General features: G+C 49.9%; 30 protein-coding genes and 1 riboswitch. Of the genes, 3 read left to right on the forward strand and 27 right to left on the reverse strand.

The window, feature by feature from the left end; all coding sequences use genetic code 11:
- Positions 1-3: 3 nt before the first annotated feature.
- The 7 genes from AAC007_RS15505 to AAC007_RS15535 form a co-directional block, all read right to left on the reverse strand.
- The gene (locus AAC007_RS15505; RefSeq protein ID WP_339677985.1) at positions 4-1,278 is read right to left on the reverse strand and encodes an NAD(P)/FAD-dependent oxidoreductase; all 1,275 of its coding nucleotides are present in this window, start codon (positions 1,276-1,278) and stop codon (positions 4-6) included.
- A gap of 34 nt (positions 1,279-1,312) precedes the next feature.
- Positions 1,313-1,762 (reverse strand): RDD family protein, encoded by a 450-nt coding sequence (locus AAC007_RS15510; RefSeq protein ID WP_339677987.1) that lies wholly within the window; start codon positions 1,760-1,762, stop codon positions 1,313-1,315.
- Between the two features lie 241 nt (positions 1,763-2,003).
- On the reverse strand, positions 2,004-2,591 hold the full coding sequence (locus tag AAC007_RS15515) for a DJ-1/PfpI family protein (protein WP_296436492.1): 588 nt from the start codon (positions 2,589-2,591) through the stop codon (positions 2,004-2,006).
- Positions 2,592-2,618: 27 nt separating this feature from the next.
- Entirely contained in the window at positions 2,619-3,320 is a 702-nt protein-coding gene (locus AAC007_RS15520) for a glutathione S-transferase family protein (RefSeq protein ID WP_339677990.1), read from the reverse strand.
- Positions 3,321-3,366: 46 nt separating this feature from the next.
- Complete coding sequence (locus AAC007_RS15525; protein ID WP_339677992.1) at positions 3,367-3,804, reverse strand: DUF2721 domain-containing protein; 438 nt, start codon at positions 3,802-3,804, stop codon at positions 3,367-3,369.
- A gap of 39 nt (positions 3,805-3,843) precedes the next feature.
- Entirely contained in the window at positions 3,844-4,209 is a 366-nt protein-coding gene (locus AAC007_RS15530; protein ID WP_295872241.1) for a Rieske 2Fe-2S domain-containing protein, read from the reverse strand.
- A gap of 40 nt (positions 4,210-4,249) precedes the next feature.
- On the reverse strand, positions 4,250-4,729 hold the full coding sequence (locus tag AAC007_RS15535; protein WP_219043809.1) for an Lrp/AsnC family transcriptional regulator: 480 nt from the start codon (positions 4,727-4,729) through the stop codon (positions 4,250-4,252).
- A gap of 313 nt (positions 4,730-5,042) precedes the next feature.
- Between AAC007_RS15535 and leuA the strand changes: the two genes are divergently transcribed.
- On the forward strand, positions 5,043-6,734 hold the full coding sequence (gene leuA / locus AAC007_RS15540) for a 2-isopropylmalate synthase (protein ID WP_339677993.1): 1,692 nt from the start codon (positions 5,043-5,045) through the stop codon (positions 6,732-6,734).
- An 86-nt stretch (positions 6,735-6,820) separates the two neighbouring features.
- On the opposite strand, the gene AAC007_RS15545 is transcribed toward leuA, so the two are convergent.
- The 7 genes from AAC007_RS15545 to AAC007_RS15575 form a co-directional block, all read right to left on the reverse strand.
- Positions 6,821-7,396 (reverse strand): sigma-70 family RNA polymerase sigma factor, encoded by a 576-nt coding sequence (locus AAC007_RS15545; RefSeq protein ID WP_339677995.1) that lies wholly within the window; start codon positions 7,394-7,396, stop codon positions 6,821-6,823.
- Entirely contained in the window at positions 7,389-8,228 is an 840-nt protein-coding gene (locus AAC007_RS15550; protein WP_339677997.1) for a hypothetical protein, read from the reverse strand. Before AAC007_RS15550 ends, AAC007_RS15545 begins: the two co-directional genes overlap by 8 nt.
- The gene (locus AAC007_RS15555; RefSeq protein WP_339677999.1) at positions 8,228-10,024 is read right to left on the reverse strand and encodes a von Willebrand factor type A domain-containing protein; all 1,797 of its coding nucleotides are present in this window, start codon (positions 10,022-10,024) and stop codon (positions 8,228-8,230) included. Before AAC007_RS15555 ends, AAC007_RS15550 begins: the two co-directional genes overlap by 1 nt.
- Before the next feature lie 94 nt (positions 10,025-10,118).
- Positions 10,119-10,976 (reverse strand): choline kinase family protein, encoded by an 858-nt coding sequence (locus tag AAC007_RS15560; RefSeq protein WP_339678000.1) that lies wholly within the window; start codon positions 10,974-10,976, stop codon positions 10,119-10,121.
- Between the two features lie 38 nt (positions 10,977-11,014).
- The gene (gene pnuC / locus AAC007_RS15565; RefSeq protein ID WP_339678001.1) at positions 11,015-11,641 is read right to left on the reverse strand and encodes a nicotinamide riboside transporter PnuC; all 627 of its coding nucleotides are present in this window, start codon (positions 11,639-11,641) and stop codon (positions 11,015-11,017) included.
- Positions 11,634-11,897: a YkoF family thiamine/hydroxymethylpyrimidine-binding protein gene (locus AAC007_RS15570; protein WP_296436479.1), complete on the reverse strand. Its 264-nt coding sequence runs from the start codon at positions 11,895-11,897 to the stop codon at positions 11,634-11,636. The genes pnuC and AAC007_RS15570 overlap by 8 nt, the downstream gene beginning before the upstream one ends.
- A gap of 9 nt (positions 11,898-11,906) precedes the next feature.
- Positions 11,907-14,063, reverse strand: coding sequence for a TonB-dependent receptor (locus AAC007_RS15575; RefSeq protein WP_339678004.1), 2,157 nt, complete (start codon positions 14,061-14,063; stop codon positions 11,907-11,909).
- Positions 14,064-14,113: 50 nt separating this feature from the next.
- A riboswitch (TPP riboswitch) is annotated at positions 14,114-14,229 on the reverse strand.
- An 84-nt stretch (positions 14,230-14,313) separates the two neighbouring features.
- Between AAC007_RS15575 and AAC007_RS15580 the strand changes: the two genes are divergently transcribed.
- Together AAC007_RS15580 and AAC007_RS15585 are read left to right on the forward strand one after the other, a co-directional pair.
- Complete coding sequence (locus tag AAC007_RS15580) at positions 14,314-14,562, forward strand: hypothetical protein (protein WP_339678006.1); 249 nt, start codon at positions 14,314-14,316, stop codon at positions 14,560-14,562.
- Positions 14,563-14,567: 5 nt separating this feature from the next.
- Entirely contained in the window at positions 14,568-14,846 is a 279-nt protein-coding gene (locus AAC007_RS15585; RefSeq protein WP_339678008.1) for a MoaD/ThiS family protein, read from the forward strand.
- Between the two features lie 355 nt (positions 14,847-15,201).
- On the opposite strand, the gene AAC007_RS15590 is transcribed toward AAC007_RS15585, so the two are convergent.
- From AAC007_RS15590 to AAC007_RS15650, 13 genes are all read right to left on the reverse strand, one after another.
- Positions 15,202-15,654, reverse strand: coding sequence for a DUF2802 domain-containing protein (locus AAC007_RS15590; protein WP_339678010.1), 453 nt, complete (start codon positions 15,652-15,654; stop codon positions 15,202-15,204).
- A gap of 64 nt (positions 15,655-15,718) precedes the next feature.
- The gene (locus tag AAC007_RS15595) at positions 15,719-16,450 is read right to left on the reverse strand and encodes an RNA polymerase sigma factor FliA (RefSeq protein ID WP_295872272.1); all 732 of its coding nucleotides are present in this window, start codon (positions 16,448-16,450) and stop codon (positions 15,719-15,721) included.
- Positions 16,447-17,283 carry a MinD/ParA family protein gene (locus AAC007_RS15600; RefSeq protein ID WP_295873093.1) on the reverse strand — a complete coding sequence of 279 codons (837 nt, stop codon included), beginning with the start codon at positions 17,281-17,283 and terminating at the stop codon, positions 16,447-16,449. The genes AAC007_RS15595 and AAC007_RS15600 overlap by 4 nt, the downstream gene beginning before the upstream one ends.
- Before the next feature lie 128 nt (positions 17,284-17,411).
- Entirely contained in the window at positions 17,412-18,746 is a 1,335-nt protein-coding gene (gene flhF, locus AAC007_RS15605; protein ID WP_339678012.1) for a flagellar biosynthesis protein FlhF, read from the reverse strand.
- A gap of 82 nt (positions 18,747-18,828) precedes the next feature.
- Entirely contained in the window at positions 18,829-20,934 is a 2,106-nt protein-coding gene (gene flhA / locus AAC007_RS15610; protein WP_219043826.1) for a flagellar biosynthesis protein FlhA, read from the reverse strand.
- Positions 20,935-21,083: 149 nt separating this feature from the next.
- Positions 21,084-22,211, reverse strand: coding sequence for a flagellar biosynthesis protein FlhB (flhB, locus tag AAC007_RS15615; RefSeq protein ID WP_295872279.1), 1,128 nt, complete (start codon positions 22,209-22,211; stop codon positions 21,084-21,086).
- Positions 22,212-22,214: 3 nt separating this feature from the next.
- The gene (gene fliR, locus AAC007_RS15620; protein WP_219043828.1) at positions 22,215-22,997 is read right to left on the reverse strand and encodes a flagellar biosynthetic protein FliR; all 783 of its coding nucleotides are present in this window, start codon (positions 22,995-22,997) and stop codon (positions 22,215-22,217) included.
- 1 nt (position 22,998) lies between these two features.
- A complete protein-coding gene (fliQ, locus tag AAC007_RS15625) occupies positions 22,999-23,268 on the reverse strand; it encodes a flagellar biosynthesis protein FliQ (protein WP_219043829.1) in 270 nt (89 codons plus the stop codon).
- A gap of 37 nt (positions 23,269-23,305) precedes the next feature.
- Entirely contained in the window at positions 23,306-24,052 is a 747-nt protein-coding gene (gene fliP / locus AAC007_RS15630) for a flagellar type III secretion system pore protein FliP (RefSeq protein WP_339678016.1), read from the reverse strand.
- The gene (gene fliO, locus AAC007_RS15635; protein ID WP_339678017.1) at positions 24,049-24,534 is read right to left on the reverse strand and encodes a flagellar biosynthetic protein FliO; all 486 of its coding nucleotides are present in this window, start codon (positions 24,532-24,534) and stop codon (positions 24,049-24,051) included. The genes fliP and fliO overlap by 4 nt, the downstream gene beginning before the upstream one ends.
- Entirely contained in the window at positions 24,534-24,938 is a 405-nt protein-coding gene (gene fliN / locus AAC007_RS15640; protein WP_219043832.1) for a flagellar motor switch protein FliN, read from the reverse strand. The genes fliO and fliN overlap by 1 nt, the downstream gene beginning before the upstream one ends.
- A gap of 9 nt (positions 24,939-24,947) precedes the next feature.
- A complete protein-coding gene (locus tag AAC007_RS15645; protein WP_295872294.1) occupies positions 24,948-25,895 on the reverse strand; it encodes a FliM/FliN family flagellar motor switch protein in 948 nt (315 codons plus the stop codon).
- 10 nt (positions 25,896-25,905) lie between these two features.
- Positions 25,906-26,376, reverse strand: coding sequence for a flagellar basal body-associated FliL family protein (locus AAC007_RS15650; protein WP_295872296.1), 471 nt, complete (start codon positions 26,374-26,376; stop codon positions 25,906-25,908).
- Positions 26,377-26,747 lie beyond the last annotated feature (371 nt).

The following is a 26,747-nucleotide window of genomic DNA, read 5'->3' on the forward strand; positions in this document are numbered from 1 at the left end:
AGCTTAGTGGAGCTTCAGTCGTGGTCTTAGCAGTCGGTTAAACCGCCCCGCCATCAATAACATCAATGTCCGCAGCCAACCGTAGATCGCAGCTTGATGCAGTCGATACAAACTGACGTACATCATGCGCGCCATCCAGCCTTCAATAAAGAAGCTGCCACCGCGCACACTACCCATCAGATTTCCTAGGGCAGAATACTCCGACAGTGACACCAGTGAACCGTGATCGCGATATCTAAAAGGCTTCAGCGGTTCACCTTTTACAATGCGTAGTAAATTGGCTGCGGTGTGATTAGCCATTTGCTGAGCAGATTGTGCGCGTGGTGGCACATTTTTACCTTCAACAAGCTCACAAGCACAGCAATCGCCTATCGCAAATATTGCTGGGTCTGCCGTTTGTAAATTAGGATCAACCACTAACTGATTGATACGATTGACCTCAAGGCCCCACTGTTTCAGTACATCCGGCGCCTTAATCCCCGCGGCCCAAACTAGCAAGGCTGCATCAATTCGCTCATCGTCTCCAGTGATAAAACCGTGTTCATCGGCTTGTTTGACCATCGTAGAGGTATGTACCTTAACCCCCATATTTTCAAGCTCAGCCTGTGCAGCACTAGCAATTTGTTCACTCAGTGCAGGCAACAGACGAGGCCCCGCCTCAATAACATGGACTTGCAAACGACTGCGATCCAACTCTTTATGTCCATAGAGTTTCAGCAAAGCAACGGCGTGATGAATCTCCGCAGCCAGCTCCACGCCCGTTGCGCCGCCACCAACAATCGCTACCGATACCGTGTCACGATAAAAGTCGGCGCTTAAGCAGTGATTTAAAAAACGCTCATGAAAGCGGTCAGCTTGCTCGCGGGTATCTAGGAACAAGCATTGCTCCCTAACGCCCAGCGTATTGAAATCGTTACCTAAACTACCCACGGTGATCACCAGATAGTCATAGGGAATTCTGCGCTCGGGCAGAATTTCTTTACCACCTGGACCAGTGGCAGGCTCTAGAATAATTTCTTTGTTCTCACGATCAAGGCCGCTCATGCGCCCTTTAGAAAAGCTATAGTAATTTTGATGAGCGTGGGCGCGATAGTCCACCGCATCTAGGTCTGAATCTATAGCTCCTGTGGCAACTTCGTGAAAACGGGGCTTCCAGATATGACTAGCACTGGCATCTACTAGCGTTATATTGGCTTTACCGCGCTTCCCTAAACGGCGGCCCAACTTTGTCACCAACGGCAATCCACCTGCACCACCGCCTACAACCACGATATTCATACTCGTACCTCTACAACTATTAATTCATATTCCTTTACTCGTCGATACTTGATTGACTGTCACCATCACTTACCACCACTACAGTGCCGGCAATTTTATCGTGCCATCCCTGCTTTTTGGGATCTAAGGCCACCCAAAGAATACCGAGGAACAAGGGAATCATAGACACGTAATAGCCAATATATCGCAGTACAAATTGCGTGGTCGTCGGCTTAGCTCCAGTGCGCGCATCTATTATGCGTAAACCGGTCATCATTTTTCCGGGAGTTGCCGATTTGTAAACCCAAAACAAAATCACAGCTAGCGGCGGCAACAGGTAATTTAACAACACATCCAAACCGGTGCCCATGCCTGATCCATTGACCCAATAAGCGCGACCGTAAATTGCCGTTATCAAAGGTCCCAGTACCAGCAAAATTAATAATGTATCGATGATCGACGCGCCTACGCGCACCCAGAAACCGGCATAATTCGGTTTGCTCATAAACAACATATCTCTGTTTGATATATGGGTTTGTAAAATGGAATTAGACTTAACATATAAGCCTTAAGCGAGACCTGGGTAAGCAGATCGGCTTGCCGCAATGCTGCAGTAAATAAGTCAAATAGGAATGCTAGAATTGATACCAAGGGTAACGCTACTCAAATTCTAGCGCCAGCACTTCCTTGCATTAAAAGCAAAAATAATCCCACGTCGGTACTGACTATAAAATCAATACTCGCACTCACACTTCTGGCCAGATCCAATCAAACTCCATTTGCTTTGCTGTACGAACGGCTAATTCACTGCCCTGCAAGCGCCCGACAATATACAAGCTCATATCAATACCGGCAGATATACCGCCAGAGCTAATGATGTTGCCACTATCTACCCACCGAGTTTCTTCGCAAACGTGTAGATTCGGGAAGCGTTCACGCAGGCTGACCACATCTTCCCAGTGGGTTGTTACCTTGTGATCTGTTACCACATCCGCGGCCGCCAACAAAAAAACACCTGTACACACCGAAGCGACCAAAGACGCCTGCCGAGCCTGAGTTTTGATCCAAGCAAGGACCGCCGGCTTATTCATTTCCAGATCATGTACACCGCCCACCACAATAAGAAGGTCAATAGTCGGATGATTAGCGAAATGATAATTAGGGCTGACCGAAAAACCCGCTCTGGCTAACACCGGCCCCGGCTTTTCTGAAATTAAAAAAACTTCAAATGGTGGCGACTCACCGCATAGCCGCGAAGCTGTCGAAAACACCTCAAACGGCCCGGCAAAATCGAGAACCTCGGCATTCTCGTAGCAGTATATTCCTACGTTCATCAAGCAACTCCCACTGAACTATAAGAGTTATACATAATAACGCGCATGAATTTGCTGACAGTAGCTCGTCAAATTCTCGTAGCGTTTGGCAATAGTATTAAACTCATTATCAATGGTAGCCAGCACAAACTCAGCCAGAAAAGCAAACGCACAGGCATCGAGAAAACTCGGTTTATCAGTCATAAAATACGGCTTGGTCCCTAATAAAATCGACAAGCTATCCATGGTGTAAACAAATATCTGTTTGACTTCATCTTTAGAGTGCCGCCCCATCCCCTGCTTATAAATCGTCGAACGGACGTTCTTACGAACCCACCACGCCGCGCCGTGATTTAGAGGAAAAGGTAAAGAGCCAAAAAATGCGGCTTTAGTTTGCGGCCATGTCTCCTCACAGACCCATCGCGAGTAGAGCAAACACCAATACAGATTCTCATCCAGCGACTTGGCAATGAGATACGCTTGCGCTCGCTGCTCAGGACTTAAAGCCGAACTCATAGTGACGTCCGTTCTAGCATTTAAATAATCTAAAATGAAGGCTGAATCGGCAATGGTTTTATCGCCATCCACAATATAGGGTAGCTTGCCTTTAGGGGCATGTTGCAAATTTGAAATAGCGGACTTGCGTTCAAATTCTAATCCCGCCATGCGCAGATACACATCCACTTTTAATACAAAAGGGCTGGCGTCTACCAATCCAAAAGCTTCATTAAACCCATACAAGGTAATCATCGTGGCCTCCGTGGCAAATCACCCAATCTACGTTCAAATAGTTCTGTTATGGTCCATTCAACATTATGCGTGTCGCCAACTGGATTTCGCGCAAAAAACCCGTCAACGCGGCAATCAAAAAGCACATTGCAAACACAAATAGCGAAGCAACAACCAAACTGCTATTCCAGCCAATCACGGCGCTTAAAAACAATAGCGCAATGACCACACAGACCAGCAAGGCACTCGCCGTACTGAAACCAATCGCTCGGTGCACGACCCGCGCTCGGCGAGTCAACATCCCCAACTCATCTCGAATTGTCGCGCCGCGCGCATCGCTGACAGATTCCAGGCGATGATGAAGATTGCGGCTGCGGTCAATAATTCTCGCGAGTCGGTTTGTGAGAACATTTAAAATACCACCAATACCCGCAAGCAAAAACACCGGCGCTACCGCTTGCTGGATTGCATGAGTAATGGTGACAACTTCGATATCAACTGCCATGTACGTCCTTAACGCGTTAAACGCGACAACAACTACAACTTATATATGAATAAAAACTTGCTCGCCTTCACACTCTACTTTAAAGGTTTTCAATGCCTGTGGCGATTTACCTAGAGCAATCAACTTGTGCGTCCAGCCAGGCATGGGCATACCGATAAAGGCGTTAGTCCAATCGACATTTTCACCCGTCAGCAAATTAAAACTGGAACCATGGAAGGGACAAACCACCGCACCATCGCAGACTTTGCCCTTAGCTAAGGGCAAACCTAAATGCGGACAGCGATTTTCTACTGCGCAAAGCTGGCCATCTATCTTGCTCAGCAATACTTTTTGACCATTCACCGTTTTACTCAATAATGCATCACTTTGAATATCGTCTAGATTTGCTACGAATATTTTTTCCATGTATCCCCCTAGTTAGACAAACCGATTACCGTCAACGGTATTAATTACTCTGGGATGACAACAAGGGCAGCGAGGTTTTGTTCACCGGCGACTTCATCACAAAGCTTGAGTGTACGCCGGTCACACCATCTATTCGAGTGATCTTATTTAGCAGCAGTGCCTGAAACCCATCCATGTCGGCAACGATTACCTTTAGGAGATAATCCGCTGATTGCCCGGTAATCAAATGGCATTCTAATACCTCCGGATACGCGCCGACATGACGTTCAAAGTTTTCAAAGCGCTCAGGCGTATGCCTGTCCATACTAATCTGTATAAACGCCATCAAATTAAGCCCAAGGGCACGCGCATTGAGTACGGCACGATATGCACCGATAAGCCCCGCCTCTTCCAAACGTCGCACACGCCGCAGGCACGGCGACGGCGACAAACCGATGCTATCAGCCAAATCCTGGTTACTAAGGCGACCGTCTTCCTGCAAGGCTTCTAAAATGCGCCTATCATAGGCATCTATATTCATTAAATTTCAACCTGACTCACATTAAAGGCATTATATTCTACTAATTTAACTTTATACGCAATTAGTCGCTATAAATTCTTTAATTCAAGCACAACTTCGCAATCCCCTGCCAATGCCAATTCCCTATACTGGGAACCGTGGAGTTACCGCTCTGCACAATACGTCCCGCTGACCGCCACACCCCGCTCTCAGCGAGCACGACAGTAGAAGCTTTTACAAAAAGCAGAGCAACAACGGCATAACGCCCGGCACACCGGGCTCCGCCGATGGACATAAAACAAACCAAATATACCAATAGAGGAAATATCAGATCATGGGCGAATTCAACCACCGCAAATATCAGCCCGCGCCACAAATCGCTATGCCTAACCGTCAGTGGCCCAACAACACGATCACCCAAACACCGCAGTGGTGTTCGGTTGATTTACGCGATGGCAATCAGGCTTTGGTTGAGCCCATGAACGTGCAACAAAAACTCCGTATGTGGGACCTGCTAGTCAAACTTGGTTTCACCCAAATTGAAGTCGGCTTCCCCGCGGCATCACAGCCCGACTTTGATTTTGTGCGAGCGCTCATCGACGGCGACCGCATTCCAGGCAATGTCACTATTCAGGTACTGACTCAGGCACGCGAAGAACTGATTGCACGCAGCTACCAAGCGCTGAAAGGCGCAAAGAATGCCATCGTGCACGTTTATAACTCCACCAGCCCGGTGCAACGTGAGCGAGTTTTTGGTTTAGACAAACAGGGCATCGTCGACATCGCGGTGCAGGGTGCGAAGTGGGTGAAGGAATACGCAGCTCATCAGCCAGAAACAAACTGGTCATTTCAGTACTCACCAGAAAGTTTTAGCAGCACCGAGGTTGAATTTGCCGTTGAGATTAGCGATGCAGTGATTGCGGAATGGCGAGACAGCGGCAATCAAATCATCATTAATCTGCCCGCCACTGTCGAGTGTGCCAGCCCCAATGTGTTTGCCGACCAAGTGGAGTGGTTCTGCAATCACACCCAGTACCGCGAAGATATTACCGTGTGCGTACACACCCATAATGATCGCGGCTGTGGCGTTGCCGCAGGTGAATTAGCGGTCATGGCAGGCGCAGATCGAGTTGAAGGTACCCTGCTTGGCAATGGCGAGCGCACCGGCAATATGGACATTGTCACCATGGCGATGAACCTATACAGCCAAGGTGTCGACCCCGGTCTGAATCTGGCGGATATGGACGAAATCATCGCAGTGGTCGAACACTGCACAGCCATTCCGCTGCACCCACGCCACCCTTATGCGGGCGAGCTGGTATTTACCGCATTCTCTGGCAGTCATCAGGACGCTATCCGCAAATGCCTGAGTAAACAGCAAGACGACGAACATTGGCAGGTGGCCTATCTGCCGATTGACCCCGCCGATTTAGGGCGCAGCTACGAAGCGGTCATTCGCATTAACAGCCAGTCTGGAAAAGGCGGCGTAAGCTGGGTGCTGGAAAACGACTACGGCCTGCAATTGCCGCGCTGGCTGCAAATCGATGCCAGCCGCATGGTGCAAGCGCGCGCAGAAGAGATTTCGGGCGAAGTGACGTCGGCGCAAATATGGGAATTGTTCGACGCTCACTATTTGCAGGCGCACAAAGATATTCGGATTGAAAACTTTTCTGTGAGCCAGGACAACACAGAGAATGCCGGCCAAGACGTATTGAGCCTCAGCTTTAAAAATCAATCCGGCAGCACTGTTTTAAAAGGTCATGGCGATGGCGCCATCAGCGCACTGGTTGATGCATGGCAAAATGAGTACGGCGACAAGATTGAGATCTTGGACTATCGCGAACACGCCTTGGGCAGCGGCACAGATTCCCAGGCTATCGCCTATGTTCATTTGTCGATTAACAACCAACGCTATATCGGCATAGCAAAACATCGCGATGTCATTTCGGCCTCGTTGCAAGCGGTACTCAATGCCTCGGTGCAGGCTGCATCGAATAGCGCAGAAGCCGAACGGTTAGCAAGTTAGTTCACGCTGTAAAAACCAAAAAGCCGCACTGAATTTTCCAGTGCGGCTTTTTTGCTTAGCCATCATTAACCACCGTAAATTGAGAGTTAGTTTGTCAGACACTTCTCTATATAGACGCGCAACTTGCGCTTGATTTGACTCATAAATTCGCGGGTCGCGCCGTAGCTGCGGCCAAGCAGTTCCGACACCGCACGAAGATCTAATTCATCGTCCATTACCCATGACAAGGCTTGCGCTCCGTCCGGATGGTCGCGGGTGAAAGCTGACATTTGCCCTTCAATACAGGCCTTTAATCTGCCCTCATCGTAGCTGTCGTTTTCATAGTGTCCGGCGTCAAACACAGCATCATTACCATCCACATACTCGGTAGCTTTGCCTGAACTGCGATAGCGATCAGCCAGCTTAGATCGAACCACCGACCACACCCAACCACGCCCCTGCCCCATCGCGGTAAAGTTTTCTGCACGGGCGATTAAGGATATAAAAATGTCGTGAAGAACATCTTCAGCCTCGTGTAATGGCACGCCCCGAAGTTTAAGGAATTGGGTCACTTTTTGAGCAAAAGCTATGTAGAGCTGGGTGACGGCTCGCTTGCGGGTATCGCCGCCTTGCTGCAGGTCAATAATAAGCGCATCGACATCCGCATTGCTTAAATTAGTCATCGCTAATAATGACCTCAATGTTAAGCTCTACGTCTATCGGCCACTCACCATCCTTCGACGCCTCAGGCAGCTTCGCTAACCATTGCGCCTTTGCTGCTTCGTCATAAAGAACAAGTATCCAAGAACCCTCTTGATCGCCTTTAGTGAGTGAAAGCACCTCTGGATTCAACGCCAATAACGCCTGCCATTGAACTGGATTTAAAGTCAGCCTTACTGGATGTGCTGCATTCTCAACCTCTGACGCCATATCCCTTATAAGCCTGGACTCTGCCATGTCTGCCGCAAATCCCTGAACGCGATATTCGCTTAGAGCTTGCTGTTTAGGCGGCGAAGAGAGCGCCTGTGGCTTAGCCGGCGCGGCCATAGCGGGTGATTCTTCGGCCTCTGCGCGACCAGCAATCTCGCTCTGCATCGTCGCTTCGCGCTCCTCGGCGATCATCGCATCGCTAAATGCGGGCGATGCCTTTTTAGCTGATTCAACCTTGCTAAAGCGCGCTTCTGACTCTTGCAGTGCAGCTTCATGTAAAGGCTTATCAATCACTCCAAAGTTAATAACCAGGCTGACACCTACAAGCAAGACCGCCGCGTAGCCAACAAATTGCAGACGCCTGGAACGAGGTAACGATCGTGATGGCGTGGCAGTTTTATCGTAAAGACCTTCACTGGCAAGACGCTGATGCAATCGCTTAAGGGCAAGTTCATCTGCTTGTCCAGGTGAACCCGCCGCCCGCAAACCCGAGCGAACGGCCTCCATAACCGCCCGCTCTTTTGGGGATTCGCATGCGGCGGGGTCCGCCAGCCGCTTTAGCCAGTTTTCAATATCGTCTGCCATTACTCTTGCGCCAGCACCATCGGAGTGAGTCGTTCAATCAGTTGAATAAATTCCGCACGCTTAGCGTCAGCCTGCTTAAAGGTGACCGCCTTGGCACGGTGTAAAACACCCTGCAGACTTGACGATCCCGCATGCTCAGACTCAGATAATAGCAGACTCAATTCAGCCACCGCAGACGCCCACTGTAAATCGACGCTCGCCGCCTCGATAGCTTTAGCTTTGGTGGTCATCAGGTGATCAAACTCAATACCTTTGTCACCGTCGGGCTGCTTGTAGCGCAACTTCACATAAGCCAGTTCCATATCCTTGCTGCCGGCTGGGAGACTGGTTTGATAGCGGCGCTCAATATCAGGCGTCTCACCGGTGCCTGCGGGAATAATCTCGTAAAGTGCGACCACCGAGTGTCCGGCGCCAATTTCGCCAGAGTCCTTTTTATCGTCCCGAAAATCCTCCGCATTCATTACCCGGGATTCATAACCCAGCAAACGATACTGCGCAACCGCAGCGGGATTAAATTCAATCTGTACTTTGACATCTTTGGCCGCGATATGCAGAGTGCGAGTTAACTCCGATCCAAATAGCCGCTGCGCCTCTATGTCGGAATCTAAATAATGCGCTACACCGTTGCCAGCCTCGGCGAGCACCTGCATCTTAGCGTCTTGGTAATTGCCGCTGCCCATGCCAATCACACTCAGAAAAACGCCACTTTCGCGCTGTTTCTCAATCATCGACTTCAGCTCACCGTCACTACTCACACCCACATTAAAATCGCCATCGGTGGCCAATATAACGAGATTAGTCGCGTTTTTATCGTACTGCTTGCGGGCAACATCGTAGGCCAACTGAATGCCTGCACCACCCGCCGTCGAACCGCCCGCGCTGAGATTGGCCAGAGCTTGATGAATTCGCTCACTCTCCGTTACAGGTGTTGGTGCCAACACCAATCCCGCGCTGCCTGCATAAGTCACAATCGCGACCTGATCCTGGGGCTTTAGGTTTGCCAGTAATGTCTGAAAACTGCGAATCAACAGCGGCAATTTATCACTGCTATTCATTGATCCTGATGTGTCCAGCAAGAAGGTAATCCGTGCGCCTTTATCACTGCTTGCGGTCACATCGCTGGCTTTTACACCGATCATTGCTAGACGATGCTTCGGGTTCCAGGGCGCAACGGCGTAATCAGACATAACAGATATCGGATGGCCATCACTGGGCTGAGGGAAGTTGTAGTCAAAATAATTAACCATTTCCTCTAAGCGCACGCTTGATGGCAGCGGCACGCCACCTTGATTGATTTGGCGGCGTACATTTGAATAGCTCGCTGAATCCACCTCTAAGCCAAAAGTCGATAATGGCGACAGCGCAACGGACAAAAACCGATTTTCGTTTTTGGCGGCGTAATTTTCTCGATCAAGTGGTGCTGGCTGCGGCGCAAGCTGGGGCGCAATATGTCGCGTCATCATCGACATTGCCTGACCAGAAACTATATGCCGCTGCTCCATCAAATCGTAGGCCTCACTCTCCATTTTCGCCTTAGCAGCAGGCTTTGCGATGCTCGGCTTCACTGCAGAGTAATTGCCTGCTGCTGGTGCGTCAGCTGGCGGCTGACTTGCATAGTCGTTGAGCGCAAGCGGATCAACTTCGTTTATCGCGTGGGACTCAGTCCCAGCAGTAAGTTTTATATCGCTGACGTCAACGTCGCGGAAAGTGGAAAAGGCGTAAATTACACCTATCACCGCCAGCATTAAGCTGAGTGTAAGACTGAATTTGAGTTTTGAAATATGGGTATACGACATGGCCATTCTCCTTGGTTTTTAGCGCGGTCATAGCTATAAACGCATGGGAGAAGCAATTGTCAGGAAGAAATAGTCATTATTTTTTAAATAAGCCCTACCAGGCTTCAATGTTATGAATTTGCTCAACAATATCGTGAGCCGTTTCTGCATTAGCCATTCGCCCGCTCGACCACTGCACGGCGTACCACAACACCGTTAAATATCGATAGATAACCCGCCAATGACGCAGTCGCTGCCAGTCAGTGTCAGTCACCGGGCGCGCCAAATACTCGGTCATCAATAGCTGTTGCTGCCATTCGTTCAAACCGTGGCCGTCTATCACCACGGCCAGCTCGTAAAAAGCGTCGCCCATCGCCGCGTATTCCCAATCAATGGCATATAGTTGACCATCATCTGCAACAATTAAATTTTCCAGTAACAAATCGTTGTGACAAAGATAAACACCGTCACTAAGTGCCGTCGCACGCTCAATATGCGAATTCACCTGTTCCGCTAAAGCGCGCAATTCAGGCGTAAACTCCGCTTTTGAATCTATCGCTCGCCAATAGCTAGCCACTTTCTTATGTACATCTAAGTGTGACGCTACAGGCGGAAGTGCATGAATACGTCGCAACATAGCCGCCAACGAGACCAAGCCAGCCTCATTCGCTTGCCAGTGCTGCCCCCCCACAAAATGGCTTACCACATACTGATGATTGGCATCGTAATGAACCAAAGGCGCGCATAGTTCAGCGCGATGCGCCAGCGCAAGGACCTCAGCTTCGGTGGCTCGGTCTAAATTCAGTGCCTCACTAATTGCTGAGTTCAAGCGCAACACCATGTCACCGTCACTTGCACTAATTAAGTAGCTTTTATTTGTTAAACCTCCCAACAAAGGCTTAAGGCATTGGGGCTTGGTTTTACTCCAAAGCGTCCAATCCTCGGGGATAATGTCTGCCAATGAACAACTCATAGCCAGGTCTTCACAACAATGTAGCTATAATAAAATGTTTACGCAGTAGTAGCGGCCAAACGCTCACGCTGATAAATCCTATTCCACTGAAAAAAGCCAATCACGACTAGGACGACATACAAAACAAATAACAGCGCAGTTAAATACAACTCACGATCTATATACAAATACACCGACGCCCCATCTATGACAATCCAGTAAATCCAGTTTTCCAGCACCTTGCGAGTGACCATATACGTTGTGACCACCGCACCCCAGGTAGTAAAGGAATCCAAATACGGCAACTCGGCGTGGGTGTTGTTGGAGAGCACATAACCAAACACCAGCGTTAACACGCCTACTGCACTAAAAACCAACAGATGGGTTCGCAGCGACCAGCAGTGAATTTGCAACTCCTGCCCCTCACTGCCTTTGCGCCACTGCCACCAGCCATACACCGCCATCGCCAAATAGAAAATCTGCAGTGCTGACTCCATTAGCAAGCTCACATCCCAGAACAGAAAGATGTAAATTGAGGTGCTAATAAACGCGGCATACCAGCAAAGGCTATTTTCCCGCATAGCAAGTATCAGATAAGCAAGAGCCAGCGCTACCGCGCCAAGCTCCCACCAGGACATGGCCGCGAGCGCACCCGTTATCGCACTCGCAAACTGCTCGTCAAACATCGCTGGCCACTGGGCTTAAATCGCCATCGATAAACTTGCAGACAAAAATAGCGCGGCCAAATTGTTCGTAAGACAAACGTATTTCTTTTTTTAATACATCCATAACCACGTCGTAATCACCAAACACCTGCGTACTCATGGTATTGGTCAGCACCTTCAAAGCCGGATGGGTATTCAGGCGATCAATAAAATTCTGGATCGCGGGAATAAATTCATCTTTAAGCGGGTACATGCTTATTTCAACAGAAAGCTTCATGTCATCTCCTTAAAAGGTGTAGTTTGCAGACACGCCAAACACTCTTGGATCGCCAAACTGATAGTAGGCCTCAGGCGCATAACCATTGGCCGGGTTATTGCCAAAGGCATTACTAAAGTAAAAACCACGGGTTTCGTAGTCTTTATCTGTCAAATTGCGGCCCCACACAGACACATCCCAGTTGCTGGCGTAGTACGTTAGACGCGCATTAAACAATTCATAGTGGCTAGATTTTTCATTGTGGCTGTTAGAGAAATAGAACTCGTCCTTGCCTTCTACTTCAAGCCGCAAGACTAGGTTAGGCATCAACGACACTTCACTGCCCACAAAGAATTGGTAATTAGGTGCATGAGCCACTTCCCTGCCACCTAAGTTTACTGGCGATAAAGGAACGCCGTTGTTGTCATCTTTGGCGTTAACGTGGGATTTGCTGACAAAATCCTCAAACTCCGCACTCAGCACACCTGCTGCCGCAAAGAAGCGCAAGGAGTCACTGGCAAGGTAATTTAATTCCACTTCAAGACCCGTGGTTTCGCCGCCCGCCGCATTGGCAAGAAAATCATCGAAGGAGAAATTAGCAGGGTCAAAAATGGATTGTTTTGCCTGCACATCGCTGCGGTCCTGATAAAACACCGCCACCTGGGCTTGTAAGCGGCGGTCTAACCAAGCCCCTTTTACGCCGACTTCGTAATTGATCATGCTCTCGGTATCGAATTCAAACAGATCGGGAGTAATATCCGAGTTGCTCGCAGACGCAGAAATAATTCGACCGTTCACCCCGCCCGCCTTATAGCCGCGAGAGATGGTTCCATAGAACAGCGTGCTGTCGGTGTGACGGTATTCCAAGGTCAGGTTACCACCCCACAGGTCCTCGTCTTTATCTGAGCTCACCGCCAAGGAGTCGCTGTAATCGGCATTGCGCTGCTCAAAACGCAAGCCAGTCACTAAACTCAGCTTGTCGTTTAACGCCGTTTGTAGCTGGCCATAAACGGCATGGTTCTCAGTGTTAAATTCGCTGCTGAAGTTAGCATTGCGATCCAGATCTACATCTTCCTCACGTATATACGCGCCAACCACCCAACTGGTGCTTCCGTTAAACAGCATAGATGCGTCGTTTGAGATAAACCGAACATCGGCAGTGATATTGTTTCTATCCCGCAAATAGCTATCGGTCGAGACGTACTCGTCAGGATGAAATCCCACATAGCTCCAGTCTTCATCGTAGCTGTATTCAGATTCAGAGCTAGCTGCACTCAATACCGCCTCAAGGTTAAACCATGCACTACCAGACCATTGCGTAATAATCGACCCTGCAAAGGTTTCCTGGCTGTCTTTGCCGGGTTCATCAGATTGGGTTTTACGATTTTGGTATAGAGAAAAGGCGTCATAGCCATTATCCGCATCCAAATACAGCAGATTAAAATCTAGCTGCAAAGTATCGCTGGCAGCGAATCTCAACTTACTGCGCAGCACAGACTCATCTATATTATTAACGTCGTCTTTATTTAAAAATACGTTCTCGATGTAGCCATCGGACTGCTGATTCTTCAGAGCTACACGGTAGCCAAGACGTTCACTCAATGGCCCGCTGGCGACCACGCCCAGGGTTTTACCGTTGTAATCGGCGACCTCGGCCGACACTTTCAAAAAAGTATCTGCGCTCGGCGCATTGCTGCTCATACTGATCAAACCGGCCAAGGCGTTAGCGCCGTAGACGGTTCCCTGTGGACCGCGCAACACCTCTACTTGGCCAATATCCAGTGTGCTAGCAGCCAAGCCCAAACCACTGAAATCAATACCATCAATGATCAAACCCACCGACGGACTCACCGGATCAATAAACTGGCTGCGCTCGCCAATACCGCGGATCTGAAAGAAACGCCCGCGCGAGGCGCCGCTAGAAAAATTCACATTGGGAGCAAGGTTTAATAGCTGCTCAATATTATTGGCGCCCCGCGCCTCAATCGTGGCGGCATCAAACACGCTAACCGTCGCGGCCAAATCCAGCAAACTGCTATCTCTAAACTGGCTGGTCACCACCACCTCTTCAGGTGTAATGGCACGTTTGGCGACGTCAGAACTGGCGGCATAAGCAGTGCTCGCTGTGACGAAGCAGGCAAAGCCAACAGACCAAAGAGTGGGTTTTGAGGTAAATAAAGGATTCATGGTTCTCTCATAAATAACAAAATAAGAGACCCGGCACGCGCTAGAAGAGGATGTGAAACTGCACCTATTCCTACGCCGGTATTAACCGGATCAGGTTCAAGGGTTTGCAGTTCAGACTTGTTCAAGTCCTCCGCATCTCAGGCCGCAGCCACCCCTTAGGTTTTCGGGTGCGACTATATCAGATATTCCGGCGGATAATAAAGACGGACGCACCGCGTGGGTGGTACCCGCCGTCGCCGACTCCGAACGCATGGCAATCGATGGCGGCTTGTTTGTGGCGCGAACGACAGATGGCGGCGAGTCCTGGCAAACCTTTCGTGATGGGCTTCCTCAGCAAAATGCCTACGACATTGTATTACGGCACGGACTAGACGTGGCCGATGATGTTGTGTGTTTTGCCAGCACGACCGGCAATGTCTATCTGTCGGAAGACCGTGGCGAGCACTGGCAGTGTCTTGCCAATAATTTGCCACCGGTCTATTCCGTGAGGTTTGCTTAATCGCCATGGCTAGCGTTGAAATGACCCGCCATTTATTTCGATTCTTTCCGCAGTTACAGGATCAAAAAATCACTGTGCCCGCCGGATCAGTGGCGAATGTTATCCAAGCGGTAGAGTCGATGGCACCGGGCTTTAGTCACTATGTTCTAGATGAGCGCGGCGCCCTGCGCCGCCATGTTAATTTAAGCATTAACGACAGCATTGTGATTGACCGAAAAACGCTTTCAGATCGCGTGCCCGAAGACGGAACTCTTTTTATTTTTCAAGCGCTGAGCGGCGGCTGATCCGTCGGACTATAGCGATCATAGGTTCGGAGTCAGAGTAAAACTAACGCACTCAGTGAGTCTAAAGGACCAAATCGAAGTGCCGCAGTTACCCCTTTGAGCTCGCCGAGCATCGAATAGATTTAATGGTAAGGCTCCTGGCGAGGACTGTCTGAGCGAAGCGAGTTCCGCAGCGTTTTACCATTAAATTTAGTCGACGCGCAGGGAACCCGAAGGGCGAGTGAGTGGGGTGTGCTTTTCTTGCCTACTTCTTTTTCACATAAAAAGAAGTAGGTCGCCCAGCTGGGCGAAAAAATCGATACCAGAAGAAATATAATTAAAAAATAGCGCCGCAGATGCTCAGCTCAGCGCACCCTCAATGCGCTTTTTTGGACAAGGCCATAATCAAATCTGCTTCACCGGCAGTGATGCCGCAGCGCTGGGCTAATTCGGGTGCCGCGACTCCCTGCCCGGCCATTACGCTCACTTGTTGATAGAAACGCCTGTCTTTTTTGTCAGCGTCGCTGCGTTGCTGGCGCTCACCGAGCATTTCTAAATATTCTTCCAGCGCAGAAACCCGCTCGCCGAGTATGGCCATGGCGGAATTCTGCAGTTCAATTTTGCGTTCAAGTGCGATCACTACGGCATCTGCGTTTTGGGTTTGCATCGCTTCACTACTCGCCTGATCCCTACGACGCGCTTTACGCATATACACTAACAGGCCAATGCCCACTAAGCTGAGCACCAAACCCAGCATCGACGCCTCTGATAAATTCTGACACCATTCAATAAACTTCATGGGGAATTCAAGATAGTCATAAGTAGTCATTGCCGTTTCTTCCTGTTAATCCTTAGTCTGCCGCGTTTTGCAGCGCTATTCTTTGTTTCTGGATCTATGCCGCAGTCCACTCGCTTAGCCTGCCTTTTAGGCGGACGATGGCTTGGCTGTGGATTTGGCACACCCGTGATTCGCTGACCTCCATGACCTCACCTATTTCTTTAAGGTTGAGGCCATTCTCGTAGTACAGCGCCATCACTAATTTCTCTCGCTCTGGCAAGGCATTTATCTGACTGGCCAACGCGCTTTGAAAATCGTCTTCTAATACATTTTCGAGTGGCGCGTAGCGGTCATCACCGCCGCCGACTTCAATTGTGTCGTGCTCGCCTTCGCTCATTTGATCCAGGCTAAACAAACGCACCGAGCTGGTATCGCGCAAAAGCTCATGGTATTCGTCCAGGGAAATCGACATTTCCTCGGCGATTTCATTGCCACTGGCTTCCCGCCCCAGCCGACTTTCGACTTTGCGGACTGCTTCGCTCATTTCCCGCAGTTGGCGAGTAACCGAGCGCGGCGCCCAGCCGCTGTGGCGCATTTGATCAATCATGGCGCCGCGAATACGAATACTGGCGAAGGTTTCGAAACTCGCGCCTTTATCCATCTGGTAGTTGCTTCCCGCTTCCAGCAGGCCAATCATGCCAGCCTGGATAAGGTCATCGACTTCTACACTGGCCGGTAAGCGACTCACGAGGTGGTAGGCGATTCGCTTAACCAAAGGCGCATGACGGGTCACCAGCTCTTCGCGGCTGCCGTATTGCACATTTAAGTAGGCGGAGTGCCCGTTCACATCGCAGCTCCTGCGGTTTCTTCTTTGGAGAACATACGGTCGACGAAGAATTCGATATTGCCACTGGGACCCGTGGGCATTGGCCATTTGTCGACGGTTTCAGCTAAACGCCGGAACGCCAATGAAGACTCAGCACCAGGGTACAAATCACTGACGGCTTTCTGGCGAGTATCGGCTTTGATTAAATAGGGATCGCGGGGAATAAACCCAGCGTACTCCAAGGTGACGTCTAAGAAGCGCTGCGCAACTTCGTTTAAGCGCTCAAAGCCGTCGCGGGCTTGATCGTAGCTATTCACCATATTACGCAACACTTTAAAGCGCTTGATGCCGGCGTCGCGGTTCATGACTTTGATCAAGGCGTAGGCGTCTGCCATCGATGTTAGTTCGTCTGTTACCACCACCAAGACATATTGGCTGGCCCGGCTAAAGGTAATAACGCTGTCCGAGATGCCCGCAGCGGTGTCGACAATCATCACGTCGTAATCGCCGCTAAGCGCGCTTAGCGAGCGAACAATCGCCGCGTGTTGATCATTGCCCAACTCAGCCATTTTCTTGATACCAGAGGCGGCGGGAATAATTGAGATACCGTCGGGCCCCGGAAGCAAAATATCTTCGATTGAGCACTTGCCATCGAGCACGTGGGATAAATTCCATTTGGGCTTGAGGCCCAGCATGATATCGACATTGGCGAGACCTAAATCAGCGTCCATCAGCAATACTCGATTACCGCGCCGAGCTAATTGGCAAGCCAAGTTTACTGATACATTGGTTTTACCAACACCACCTTTACCACTACTGACCGCTATGACTTTTACCGCATTCATTGTTTTTATCGCTCTCCCGATACATTTTTTTCCGCTCCGTGCAGGCTGCGGACTCTCAAACTATCGTTCTTCTATGGTAAATCTGTCGTCTTTCAATTGATCTACGCAATATCACTAACTATTAAACTCAGTCTAGCCTACACCCGCACATTTAGGGCTGATCCGCGCTGAGGAGCTGCCGACGCGACAACAGCCGCAGGCACTGACTCTGACGCAGCCTGTTCTTCCGGCGCGCTCTGCTGACCATTGCGACGAACTTCAAAGGCTTTTGCCATGCGCACGGCCATATTGATTAATTTACCAGCATCGGCTGCTGACAAATTCTGTGGGACGCGAGGGCCATTGGCACACCACACAAGCGGCAAACGATGTTGGATCAAGTTAGATACCGCACCGCCCAATCGCATGGCCTCGTCGATACGGCTCAATACCGCACCCTGTGCGTTTAGTGATGAGTAAGCATCAATAATTTCGCTTTGCACGTAATTCTCGGCATCGGCTGGCAAGGTTAGAAAAACTTGTACATCTTGCATACCAGCCAACAAACCTTGCAGCTCGCTAATGCCGTGTTTATCTCGGAAAGAAATACCTGCCGTGTCTATTAACACCAGATTCTTTTTACATAGGAGACGGTAGGTTTTTACCGCCTCTTCCGCATTTGAGGCAACATGCACCGGCACTTGTAATATCCGGCCGTAAGCTCGCAATTGTTCCTGTGCGCCCACTCTGGCGGTATCCGTGGTTAATATCGCGATGCCACTGCGACCGTGAGTCAGCACATATTGGGCGGCTATTTTGGCGATGGTGGTGGTTTTACCCGCGCCCTGTGGGCCAACCAAACAAATTGCGCCGGACGTGGGTGGCGCTTTGACCATTAGTTTTTTACTCAGCAACATTTTAAGCATTTCACGCTGTACCGTGACGCTCTCATCCGCCGGAATTTCTGCGCTGAGTCGTTTACCCAGCGACGGATCGATATCGATCGCTGATAGAAAACTATTCAACTCTTGATACTCTGGGGCCTGATGACTTGCTTGCTGCCAGTTATGACCCTTTAGTTGATCCATTAGCATCGATTTCATCGAGGCCATTTCCTGCTTCATGGTATGCAGCTCTTCATTCTGCGACCACACCATTTGCGGTTCTGCGGCGCTTGGTCTTTTATTGTCGCTAGCTGCGGCCTGAACGGTTTGACTAATTTCCTCTTCCGCCTTTTTGCGGCGATTGAATAAGGCGTCAAGCGCGGTGGGTTCGCGCTCTACCTGCGTACTAGGGGTTTGCTGAGGGGTGGCAAATGACGGCGCTTGTGGCGCAGCCATCGCTGTTTCAAGCATGCCTTCAAGGCTTACGACCACCTCGACACCGCCGGCGACGCTACGACAGTCTAATATGACGGCGTCGGGACCGTGGGCGGCACGCACCAATCTCATGGCTTGTTGTGTATCCGCTGCTTGATATTTTTTAACTTGCATATGTTTCTCCCAACACATTTCAATTATTTTGAAATGTCATATTTAACATGACTACTCGCGATCTTTTTTTACTGCGAACACCCTAATTGAGGCGCCCTTGTTGACCGATTGTAGACAGTAATCTCACTTGCTTGCTGTCAGGTACTTCGTTGTACGACAGCACCGCTAATCCCGGTACACTGCGGCGAGTAAAACGTGACACCCATGAACGTATTGACGGTGACACCAGTACTACCGCAGGTTGCCCTGCTAACTCTTGGCGTTGACTGTAATCCGCCAATTCATTCTGTAATCGCTCAGCGATTCCAGGTTCTAATCCGGCGGCGCCCGCGTTGCCTCTGAGCATGTCTTGCAACAACTGTTCCAGATCTGGGTCGAGTGCAGAAACCGGCAAATCTTCTTCTAAGCCATTGATTTCCTGTACAATCATTCGTCCTAAAGCGACGCGAACCCCCTCCAATAATTCGTCAGGATTTTTGCTACGCGGCGCTTGCTCCGCCAAACTTTCGGCGATAAGACGAATACTGCGAATTGATACACCTTCTTTCAGCAGGTTCTGTAAAACCCGTACCACAATGCTGAGCGGCAATTGCTTGGGCACCACGTTTTCAACTAGACGCGGATCGGTCTTGGCAAGACGATCCAAGAGCTGTTGAACCTCTTCGTGGCCGAGTAATTCGTGGGCGTGCTGCTTAATAATTTGGCTGAGATGCGTCGCAATAACCGTACAGGGATCGACCACGGTGTAGCCCATGGTTTGCGCTTGATCGCGTTGGCTAGAATCGATCCAGACGGCATCCATACCGAACGCGGGATCTTTGGTTGGCGAGCCACGCAACTGTCCCTGCGCGCCGCCTGGATTAATCGCCAATTCTTTGCCGGCCTGAATATCACCCTGGGCAATGGTGTCGCCCAGCAGTTGAATACGGTAGCTGCTGGGAGACAGCTCAAGGTTGTCGCGGATATGCACAGGCTGAATTAGAAAGCCTAAGTCCTTTGACAGCTTTTTACGCACGCCGGTGATTCGCGCAATCAACTCACCACCTTGGTTGCGGTCAACCAGTGGGATTAAACGGTAGCCAACTTCCAGACTCACCACATCCATTGGTGTGACTTCATCCCAATTTAACTCGCTGGGCTCACGCGCAACGGGAATCTCTTCGATATTCTCATCTTCATCGACGAGTTCTTGCGCATGTTTTTTCTGATTCTGCATCCACCAGCCGCTGCCAGCACAAGCACCGGCGAGCATTAAAAATACTAGATTTGGCATGCCGGGAATGATGCCGATTAAGCCCAATAGGGTTGCCGACATATACAGCACATTGGGGTTGGCAAACATTTGCCCAACAATTTGCTTACCCATGTTTTGTGAGCGAGAAATCCGCGTCACAATAATCGCAACCGCAGTAGACAGCAGCAATGATGGCAACTGCGCCACCAGGCCGTCACCGATGGTCAGCAAGGTATAGTTATGCATCGCCTGCGAGAAGCTCAAACCATGCTGGGTCATACCGACGCCAAGGCCGCCGATGATGTTGATGAACAAAATCATTATGCCAGCGACCGCGTCACCGCGAACGAACTTGCTGGCACCGTCCATGGAGCCGTAGAAATCTGCCTCGGTCCGCACTTCTTCGCGGCGCCGGCTGGCTTCTTCTTGATTCAACAAACCGGCGTTTAGATCTGAGTCTATCGCCATTTGTTTGCCGGGCATGGCATCCAAAGTAAACCGCGCCGTCACTTCAGATACACGACCGGCACCCTTGGTTACCACCACAAAGTTGATAACAACCAGGATGATAAATACCACGATACCAACGACGTAGTTGCCGCCAATAACAAATTCGCCAAAGGACTCGATAACCTTACCCGCCGCGCCGGGGCCATTGTGACCTTCAAGTAACACCACGCGAGTAGATGCCACGTTCAGTGCTAAACGCAGCAGTGTGGCTAAGAGCAATACAGTTGGGAAAACCGAGAAATCGATGGGACGTTCAACATAAATAACCGCCAGAATAATGACTAGCGATAAAGTAATGTTAAAGGTGAATAATAAATCGAGAAGAAACGGCGGCATGGGTATAACCAACATGCCCAAACATGCCACGAGCAATAGCAATACCCCAATGCCGCTGTCTGCGGTCTTTTGAAGCCATACCGGCATTGCTATGGATTGTGTCGCCATACTCACGTCTCTTAGCTATAAGGTCTTGCGTGTGTCTTTTTGACAGCTAAGGCACATAAATTCTGCGCCAATTTTCTGTCGTTATAGCTAAGAGTTGCAACAAGGGGGCCAAGAATCGTAGGGGTAAATACGGACTCTGGATGAGAGGACTACAGCAGATTACCTAAGTACTCGTCTGCAATATCAGGTTGCGGTGTTTCCGGGTAATCGCCGCCCATGGTTTCCCAGCTACGCAGCTGGTAGATGTAGGTTAAGATCTGCGCTACCGCAAGGTATAGACCACCAGGAATTTCGGAGTCCAGGTCGGTACTGGCAAATACGGCCCTCGCTAAACGGGGCGATTCCACAATTGGAATATCGTGTTCAGCGGCGAGTTCACGAATTTTAGCAGCAATATTATCGGCGCCTTTCGCCAACAACATAGGCGCCGCCATGCGCGCCTCATCGTACTTCAATGCCACCGCAAAATGGGTGGGGTTGGTAATGATGACGTCGGCAGTCGGAACTTTTTCCATCATGCGGTTATTTGCAGCGGCCTGCTGCATTTCACGCAATTTGGCTTTGACCTCTGGGCGACCGTCAGACTCTTTGTGCTCATCTCGCACTTCTTGGCGAGTCATTTTAAGTTCTTTATTAAAATTCCATACCTGCCAAGGCACATCGATCGCGGCGATCGCCACCAGCGGCAAACTCACCACAAAAAAGAACCACACCAATAATTCTGCGCTATGGATAATCGCGTCTTTGGGGGCTTGTAAACTTAAGACCAAAATATCATCGGCCATTCCCGACAGTAACCACACCGCTGCTACACCGATAAATACCATTTTCATTATCGATTTAGCCAGCTCACCGAGGCTGCGCAGAGAAAAAATCTTGCCGATGCCTTTTATCGGGTCCATGCGCTCGGGCTTTACGCTCAAGCTAAAGATCCAACCGCCCAAAATAGTCGATGACACCATAACCGCCACTAGCGCAATCGCAAGTAAGGGCCAAATGGTAAGCAGTCCACTTACAAGGGTTTGATAAAGACGGGACACAATAAGGGATTTTTGTTCCACCAGTAAAAATTCCGGCGACAAACTGTGGGCCAGCAAATCTTTAAGCGCGACGGCGAGGCCACCTCCGGTAAACAGCAACATCGCCGCCCCACCCACGGTTACCATCATAGTGGTCAATTCTTTAGAGCGCGCTACCTGCCCTTTCTTTTTGGCGTCGGCTAATTTCTTAGCCGACGCCTCTTCGGTGCGTTCTTGACCGTCTTCGTTCTCAGCCATACATCAGGCTCCGAGAAACAGTTCGGCGGCAATAAATGCGTCGCCCAACATAGACGTTAAAATGGGAAGTAAATTTGGCAGCAAGCGATCTACCACCAAAAAACCAATTAGCATCGCGATAGGGAAACCCACCGCAAACAAGTTCAGAGTTGGTGCTGCCCGGCTAATAATACCTACCGCTAACTGCACAACAAGTAAGGCCACTACCGCAGGAATCGCTACTTGAATCGCACCGGTAAATAATTCCCCACCGCGCAGCCATATCACGTTGAGTTGCCCCGGAGACACACCGTCACCGGCCACTGGCCAATATTCAAAACTGCGTGCCAGCAAGGCCAAAAAATCGATATGGCCGTTCATAGCCACAAAGATCAGCATGGTAAATATAAGCAGAAACTGCGAGAGCACCGGCACCTGCGCGCCACGCTGGGGGTCAACCATCATCGCAAAACCGAGCCCCATACCCATGGCGATAATCTGGCCAGCAAGGATAATGGCGTCAAACACCAGTTGAATAATGAAACCGATACACACGCCAATCAGCAATTCATTGGCAGCGAGTAATATCGCCTGATAGCCAACCAAGTTCATCACCGGCGCGGGCGGTAGCAAGGGTAAAATAATGGCGGTAATGAAGACGGATAGCAGAATACGTGCGCGGGCGGGGATATACGCTGCGCTAAATAAGGGGGCAGTAATCATCGCCCCACCCACCCGCATAAACGGCAGCCAGGCAGACGCAAGCATTACGCTGAGCTGGTCTGCAGTAGGCGCGATGATACTCATGCTAGCCAACCAAGCTTGGAATCATGGCAAATAATTGACGGGTGTAGTCAATCAGTTGACCCAACATCCACGGGCCAGTCACACCGAGTACAACGATTAACACAACCAGCTTAGGGATAAAGCTTAAGGTCATATCCTGAATTTGGGTTGCGGCCTGAAACATACCAATCATCAGGCCCGCCGCAAGCGCAGACAGCAGCAGTGGCGCTGCTAGCAGCACGGTAAGGTTCATCGCTTGGCGGCCAATCTCGATTACCGTATCGGCGTTCATTGCGCGACCTCATTACGTGATATTGCGGTCAGTGTCGTCATTGATAAAAACTCGCGGCCAATGATCCCATCACCAGACTCCAGCCATCAACCAAGACAAACAACATAATTTTAAACGGTAGCGAAATCATCATGGGTGACAACATCATCATACCCATGGACATCAATACACTGGCTACCACAAGATCGATTACCACAAAGGGGATAAAGAGCAGGAAGCCAATTTGAAACGCCGTTTTTAGTTCGCTGGTAAGAAACGACGCCATCAGAATAGTAAACGGCACATCCTCCGGCTTATCGATTTGTGCCATGCCGGCTATCTCTGCAAAGCGACCAATGTCTTCTTCGCGGGTTTGTCTCAACATAAATTCGCGAAACGGCTGAAAGCCTTTTTCGAGTGCTTTATCAAATGTGAGTTCTTCCGCTATATACGGCTTTATTGCGTCGTTGTAGGCAATCTCGGCAACTGGGTGCATGATAAATAGCGTCAGAAACAGAGACAGACTCAATAGAATTTGGTTGGACGGGGTTTGGCCCGTGCCCAGTGCCTGACGAAGAATCGACAAGACAATCATAATGCGGGTAAACGCCGTCATACCCAGCAATATCGCGGGGAGCAAGGTCAGCGCCGTCATTACGGCTAAAAGCTGCAAGGAGACCGTATATTCCTGGCCGCCGGCCGGTGTTGGCACAGAGGTTACCGCAGGCAATGACAAGGATGCCGCATTGGCGAACATAGGCATGGCGCACAAGCAAATCAAGGTTACAAGGCGAGTAAGTCTCATTGCTGCTCTCCATCGCGCGAAGACCTTGATGGTTTCGTCACGACTTGGCGCTTTGCCATCAATTTGGCAAATGCCGATTCCGGCATTTTGGCATTGCTGTCGTCCGCCGCCGACGCCCAGGTGTGTAGCGTATTGATAGAAGTGCTTGTGCAACCTAGCAATAGCTTCTCATCGCCTACCTGAACAACTAATAGTTTTTCTTTCATACTTAGCGGTATCTGCGATACCAAGCTCACACCACTCTGACCGGTAGCACCAACTAAACGCGTGCGACGCAAAATCCACATCAAGCCGACAATGCATAATATGACAAACAACAAACTGCCAATCATGCCGGTCACGTCAAAGGACGGACCAACTGGCATCGTAGCGGCCGCCGGTTGAGCTGCCTCGTCTTGCGCATAAACGTTAAGCGGCAGTCCGGCAACGCTTAGTAATAGCGCCATGCGTCCTGCTTGAATGTGCGTCCCGAGCTTAGTCATTAGTGGCGCTCGCGCTCATCCTGACCAACTACCTCAGTCAGCATGATGCCGTATTTATCTTTCACCACCACGATTTCGCCGCGTGCCACCAAAGTGCCATTCACCAGCACGTCTAATGGGGTTCCCGCTGCGCGGTCAAGTTCGATAATTGCACCCTGATTTAAATCACGTAAATCGCGGATGCTCATTTTGGTTCGGCCCACTTCAACGGCAACGCTGACGTTGACATCCATAATCATGTCCAGACTCATATCCTTGCTCATGCGCCCGTTTCCTTTTGTTGCCGATGTTGATTGTGCTGCATTGTTTTCACTCACGCTTTTATGCTCCGCGCTGGCGGCCATTGTGTTGGGATTAGTAGCATCGCCACCGTTTCCATGCTCTTCATTTATTGAATCAGTCATAGTCAATCCTCAGTGCTGATGTCGATTCGTTTCAGACCTACCGGTCAAGCGTACGGCCAACTTATCTTCATTACTGCCAAACCGACCGTGCATAAATGGCGTGTCGTCGATCATTAACACCACGTCTTCGGCAGAGGGGATGTCAATCACATCGCCTACCTTTAATAAGGAAACGCGTTTTAAACTCATTCGGGTTTGCGCCAAAATCGCCACCAATTCAATCGGGGCCATTTCCAGACCTTCGCACAGACGATCTCGCCAATCAGCGCTAGACGCTTTGGTGGCCGGCTTAGCGGGATCACTTAAACTATCTCGTACTGCGTCGATGGCACTCCACGGCACTATCGACCAAAGCCCGCCAGAAAACTCTCCAACGCTAACGACAAAGCGAGTTGCCACCAGCGAGTCAGCCTCACCAATACTGTCCAACATACGAGGGTCGCTAACCTGTGCAGCGATGGTTGGCTCGGTTTTGATAACTGATTTCCAGGCACTGCCAACATCGCTTAATAAGGCCGAACTCAGCATTTCCATAAAGCTAAACTCAGAAACGGACAACTGTTCACGCTGTCCTTTTTGCGAGCTGCCCGAACCACCAAAGTAGCGATCAACCATTTGAAAAACCAAATCCGATTCGAAGGCCAAGAGAATATTGGCGTTCATGGGTAAACCGCGAACCACTGATATACTGCAAGGTGCAGGCAGCGTATTCAGCATCTCGTCAAATTTCATCACTGTAATTTTGTCTACTCGAACGCCCTCAACCGTAGAGACAAACTCACGCATACGATCGCGGGTGGCGGTGGCAAACTGGGCTTGGATCAAAGACAAGGCTGGGATCAAACGCTGAATCGCGTAGTCCTGTCTCGCTAAATTATATTTAGCGCGGCTGGGATCATTTTCATCCTCGCCCGCCATCAAGGCTTCTAGTTCTTCTGGATCGAGAATATCGCTCACGTCGCTAGCCTCACTGAACTACAAACTTGGTGAAATAAACGGCCTCAACACCCGGCTTACCCGACTCCGCCTTAAGCACACCATTGATGGTAGCCAAAGCCTCATTCTGCAGTTTTTGACGCTGCTCAGCAGTCGCAATAGCCTCTCTATCGAGTTTGCTAAACAACATCAGTAAATCATTGCGAATACGGGGTTCGTATTGCTCAACCTTTGAAAAAACATCGTCTTTGCGTGTCATTAAATCGATTTCGATCATCAAGAAACGAATGCCGCGCTCATTCTGCAAATTCACCACAAAGGACGGTGACAAGCTGTAGTACTCAGGTTCTTTTTTCTGATCCTTTGCAGCCGCCGCTGGTTTACCATCGGCGCCAACGGCAACCGGCTCCGGCGCAGGCTCGTGCATAAAAAACCAGGTACCACCCACTGCGGCCACTAACACCAAGACCTGCACCGCAATCATAATAATTTTCTTATTCATACCTGTTCCCAATTCCTATACCGCCACAAAATCAGCATTCCTACGTGATTAGAGCAAGCCTTATGCCAATCAAAACCAACCTTAAATAACAATGACTTACAAAAAAGTTACAGTGGATTGACAAAAAAATGGCGAACCTCCTTAAACCCTGAGCCACTGTAACAACACAGGGATTTCAGGCCATTAGTAATAACCGAGGCAGGCGTATGCGAATATGGCGTTTAGGTTTTATTCTTAGAAAAAACCAGCGAGTGGGAATGCGGGTTACATGAATACTCGATCGGGGTCGAGTATGACGTACTTCTGGATTCAGACCTTTTAACGTCAGACGTCAGGTGTCTGGCGTCGGACTTTAAAAGCATTCGCTATCG

It is taken from the genome of uncultured Zhongshania sp., from assembly GCF_963975605.1.
GTDB classification, from domain to species: domain Bacteria; phylum Pseudomonadota; class Gammaproteobacteria; order Pseudomonadales; family Spongiibacteraceae; genus Spongiibacter; species Spongiibacter aquimaris.

Excerpts from the sequence above, each read along its gene's own strand:
- flhF (WP_339678012.1), bottom strand. The coding sequence starts at position 18,746 with ATGCAAGTTAAAAAATATCAAGCAGCGGATACACAACAAGCCATGAGA.
- AAC007_RS15530 (WP_295872241.1), bottom strand. The coding sequence starts at position 4,209 with ATGGAAAAAATATTCGTAGCAAATCTAGACGATATTCAAAGTGATGCA.
- fliR (WP_219043828.1), bottom strand. The coding sequence starts at position 22,997 with ATGAGTATCATCGCGCCTACTGCAGACCAGCTCAGCGTAATGCTTGCG.
- AAC007_RS15570 (WP_296436479.1), bottom strand. The coding sequence starts at position 11,897 with ATGAAGCTTTCTGTTGAAATAAGCATGTACCCGCTTAAAGATGAATTT.
- AAC007_RS15525 (WP_339677992.1), bottom strand. The coding sequence starts at position 3,804 with ATGGCAGTTGATATCGAAGTTGTCACCATTACTCATGCAATCCAGCAA.
- AAC007_RS15650 (WP_295872296.1), bottom strand. The coding sequence starts at position 26,376 with ATGAATAAGAAAATTATTATGATTGCGGTGCAGGTCTTGGTGTTAGTG.
- AAC007_RS15505 (WP_339677985.1), bottom strand. The coding sequence starts at position 1,278 with ATGAATATCGTGGTTGTAGGCGGTGGTGCAGGTGGATTGCCGTTGGTG.
- AAC007_RS15510 (WP_339677987.1), bottom strand. The coding sequence starts at position 1,762 with ATGAGCAAACCGAATTATGCCGGTTTCTGGGTGCGCGTAGGCGCGTCG.
- AAC007_RS15590 (WP_339678010.1), bottom strand. The coding sequence starts at position 15,654 with ATGACTACTTATGACTATCTTGAATTCCCCATGAAGTTTATTGAATGG.
- fliN (WP_219043832.1), bottom strand. The coding sequence starts at position 24,938 with ATGACTGATTCAATAAATGAAGAGCATGGAAACGGTGGCGATGCTACT.
- fliP (WP_339678016.1), bottom strand. The coding sequence starts at position 24,052 with ATGAGACTTACTCGCCTTGTAACCTTGATTTGCTTGTGCGCCATGCCT.
- AAC007_RS15560 (WP_339678000.1), bottom strand. The coding sequence starts at position 10,976 with ATGAGTTGTTCATTGGCAGACATTATCCCCGAGGATTGGACGCTTTGG.
- AAC007_RS15575 (WP_339678004.1), bottom strand. The coding sequence starts at position 14,063 with ATGAATCCTTTATTTACCTCAAAACCCACTCTTTGGTCTGTTGGCTTT.
- AAC007_RS15545 (WP_339677995.1), bottom strand. The coding sequence starts at position 7,396 with ATGACTAATTTAAGCAATGCGGATGTCGATGCGCTTATTATTGACCTG.
- flhA (WP_219043826.1), bottom strand. The coding sequence starts at position 20,934 with ATGGCGACACAATCCATAGCAATGCCGGTATGGCTTCAAAAGACCGCA.
- pnuC (WP_339678001.1), bottom strand. The coding sequence starts at position 11,641 with ATGTTTGACGAGCAGTTTGCGAGTGCGATAACGGGTGCGCTCGCGGCC.
- AAC007_RS15550 (WP_339677997.1), bottom strand. The coding sequence starts at position 8,228 with ATGGCAGACGATATTGAAAACTGGCTAAAGCGGCTGGCGGACCCCGCC.
- AAC007_RS15580 (WP_339678006.1), top strand. The coding sequence starts at position 14,314 with ATGGCAATCGATGGCGGCTTGTTTGTGGCGCGAACGACAGATGGCGGC.
- AAC007_RS15520 (WP_339677990.1), bottom strand. The coding sequence starts at position 3,320 with ATGATTACCTTGTATGGGTTTAATGAAGCTTTTGGATTGGTAGACGCC.
- AAC007_RS15585 (WP_339678008.1), top strand. The coding sequence starts at position 14,568 with ATGGCTAGCGTTGAAATGACCCGCCATTTATTTCGATTCTTTCCGCAG.
- AAC007_RS15555 (WP_339677999.1), bottom strand. The coding sequence starts at position 10,024 with ATGTCGTATACCCATATTTCAAAACTCAAATTCAGTCTTACACTCAGC.
- AAC007_RS15535 (WP_219043809.1), bottom strand. The coding sequence starts at position 4,729 with ATGAATATAGATGCCTATGATAGGCGCATTTTAGAAGCCTTGCAGGAA.
- fliQ (WP_219043829.1), bottom strand. The coding sequence starts at position 23,268 with ATGAACGCCGATACGGTAATCGAGATTGGCCGCCAAGCGATGAACCTT.
- flhB (WP_295872279.1), bottom strand. The coding sequence starts at position 22,211 with ATGGCTGAGAACGAAGACGGTCAAGAACGCACCGAAGAGGCGTCGGCT.
- AAC007_RS15515 (WP_296436492.1), bottom strand. The coding sequence starts at position 2,591 with ATGAACGTAGGAATATACTGCTACGAGAATGCCGAGGTTCTCGATTTT.
- fliO (WP_339678017.1), bottom strand. The coding sequence starts at position 24,534 with ATGACTAAGCTCGGGACGCACATTCAAGCAGGACGCATGGCGCTATTA.
- leuA (WP_339677993.1), top strand. The coding sequence starts at position 5,043 with ATGGGCGAATTCAACCACCGCAAATATCAGCCCGCGCCACAAATCGCT.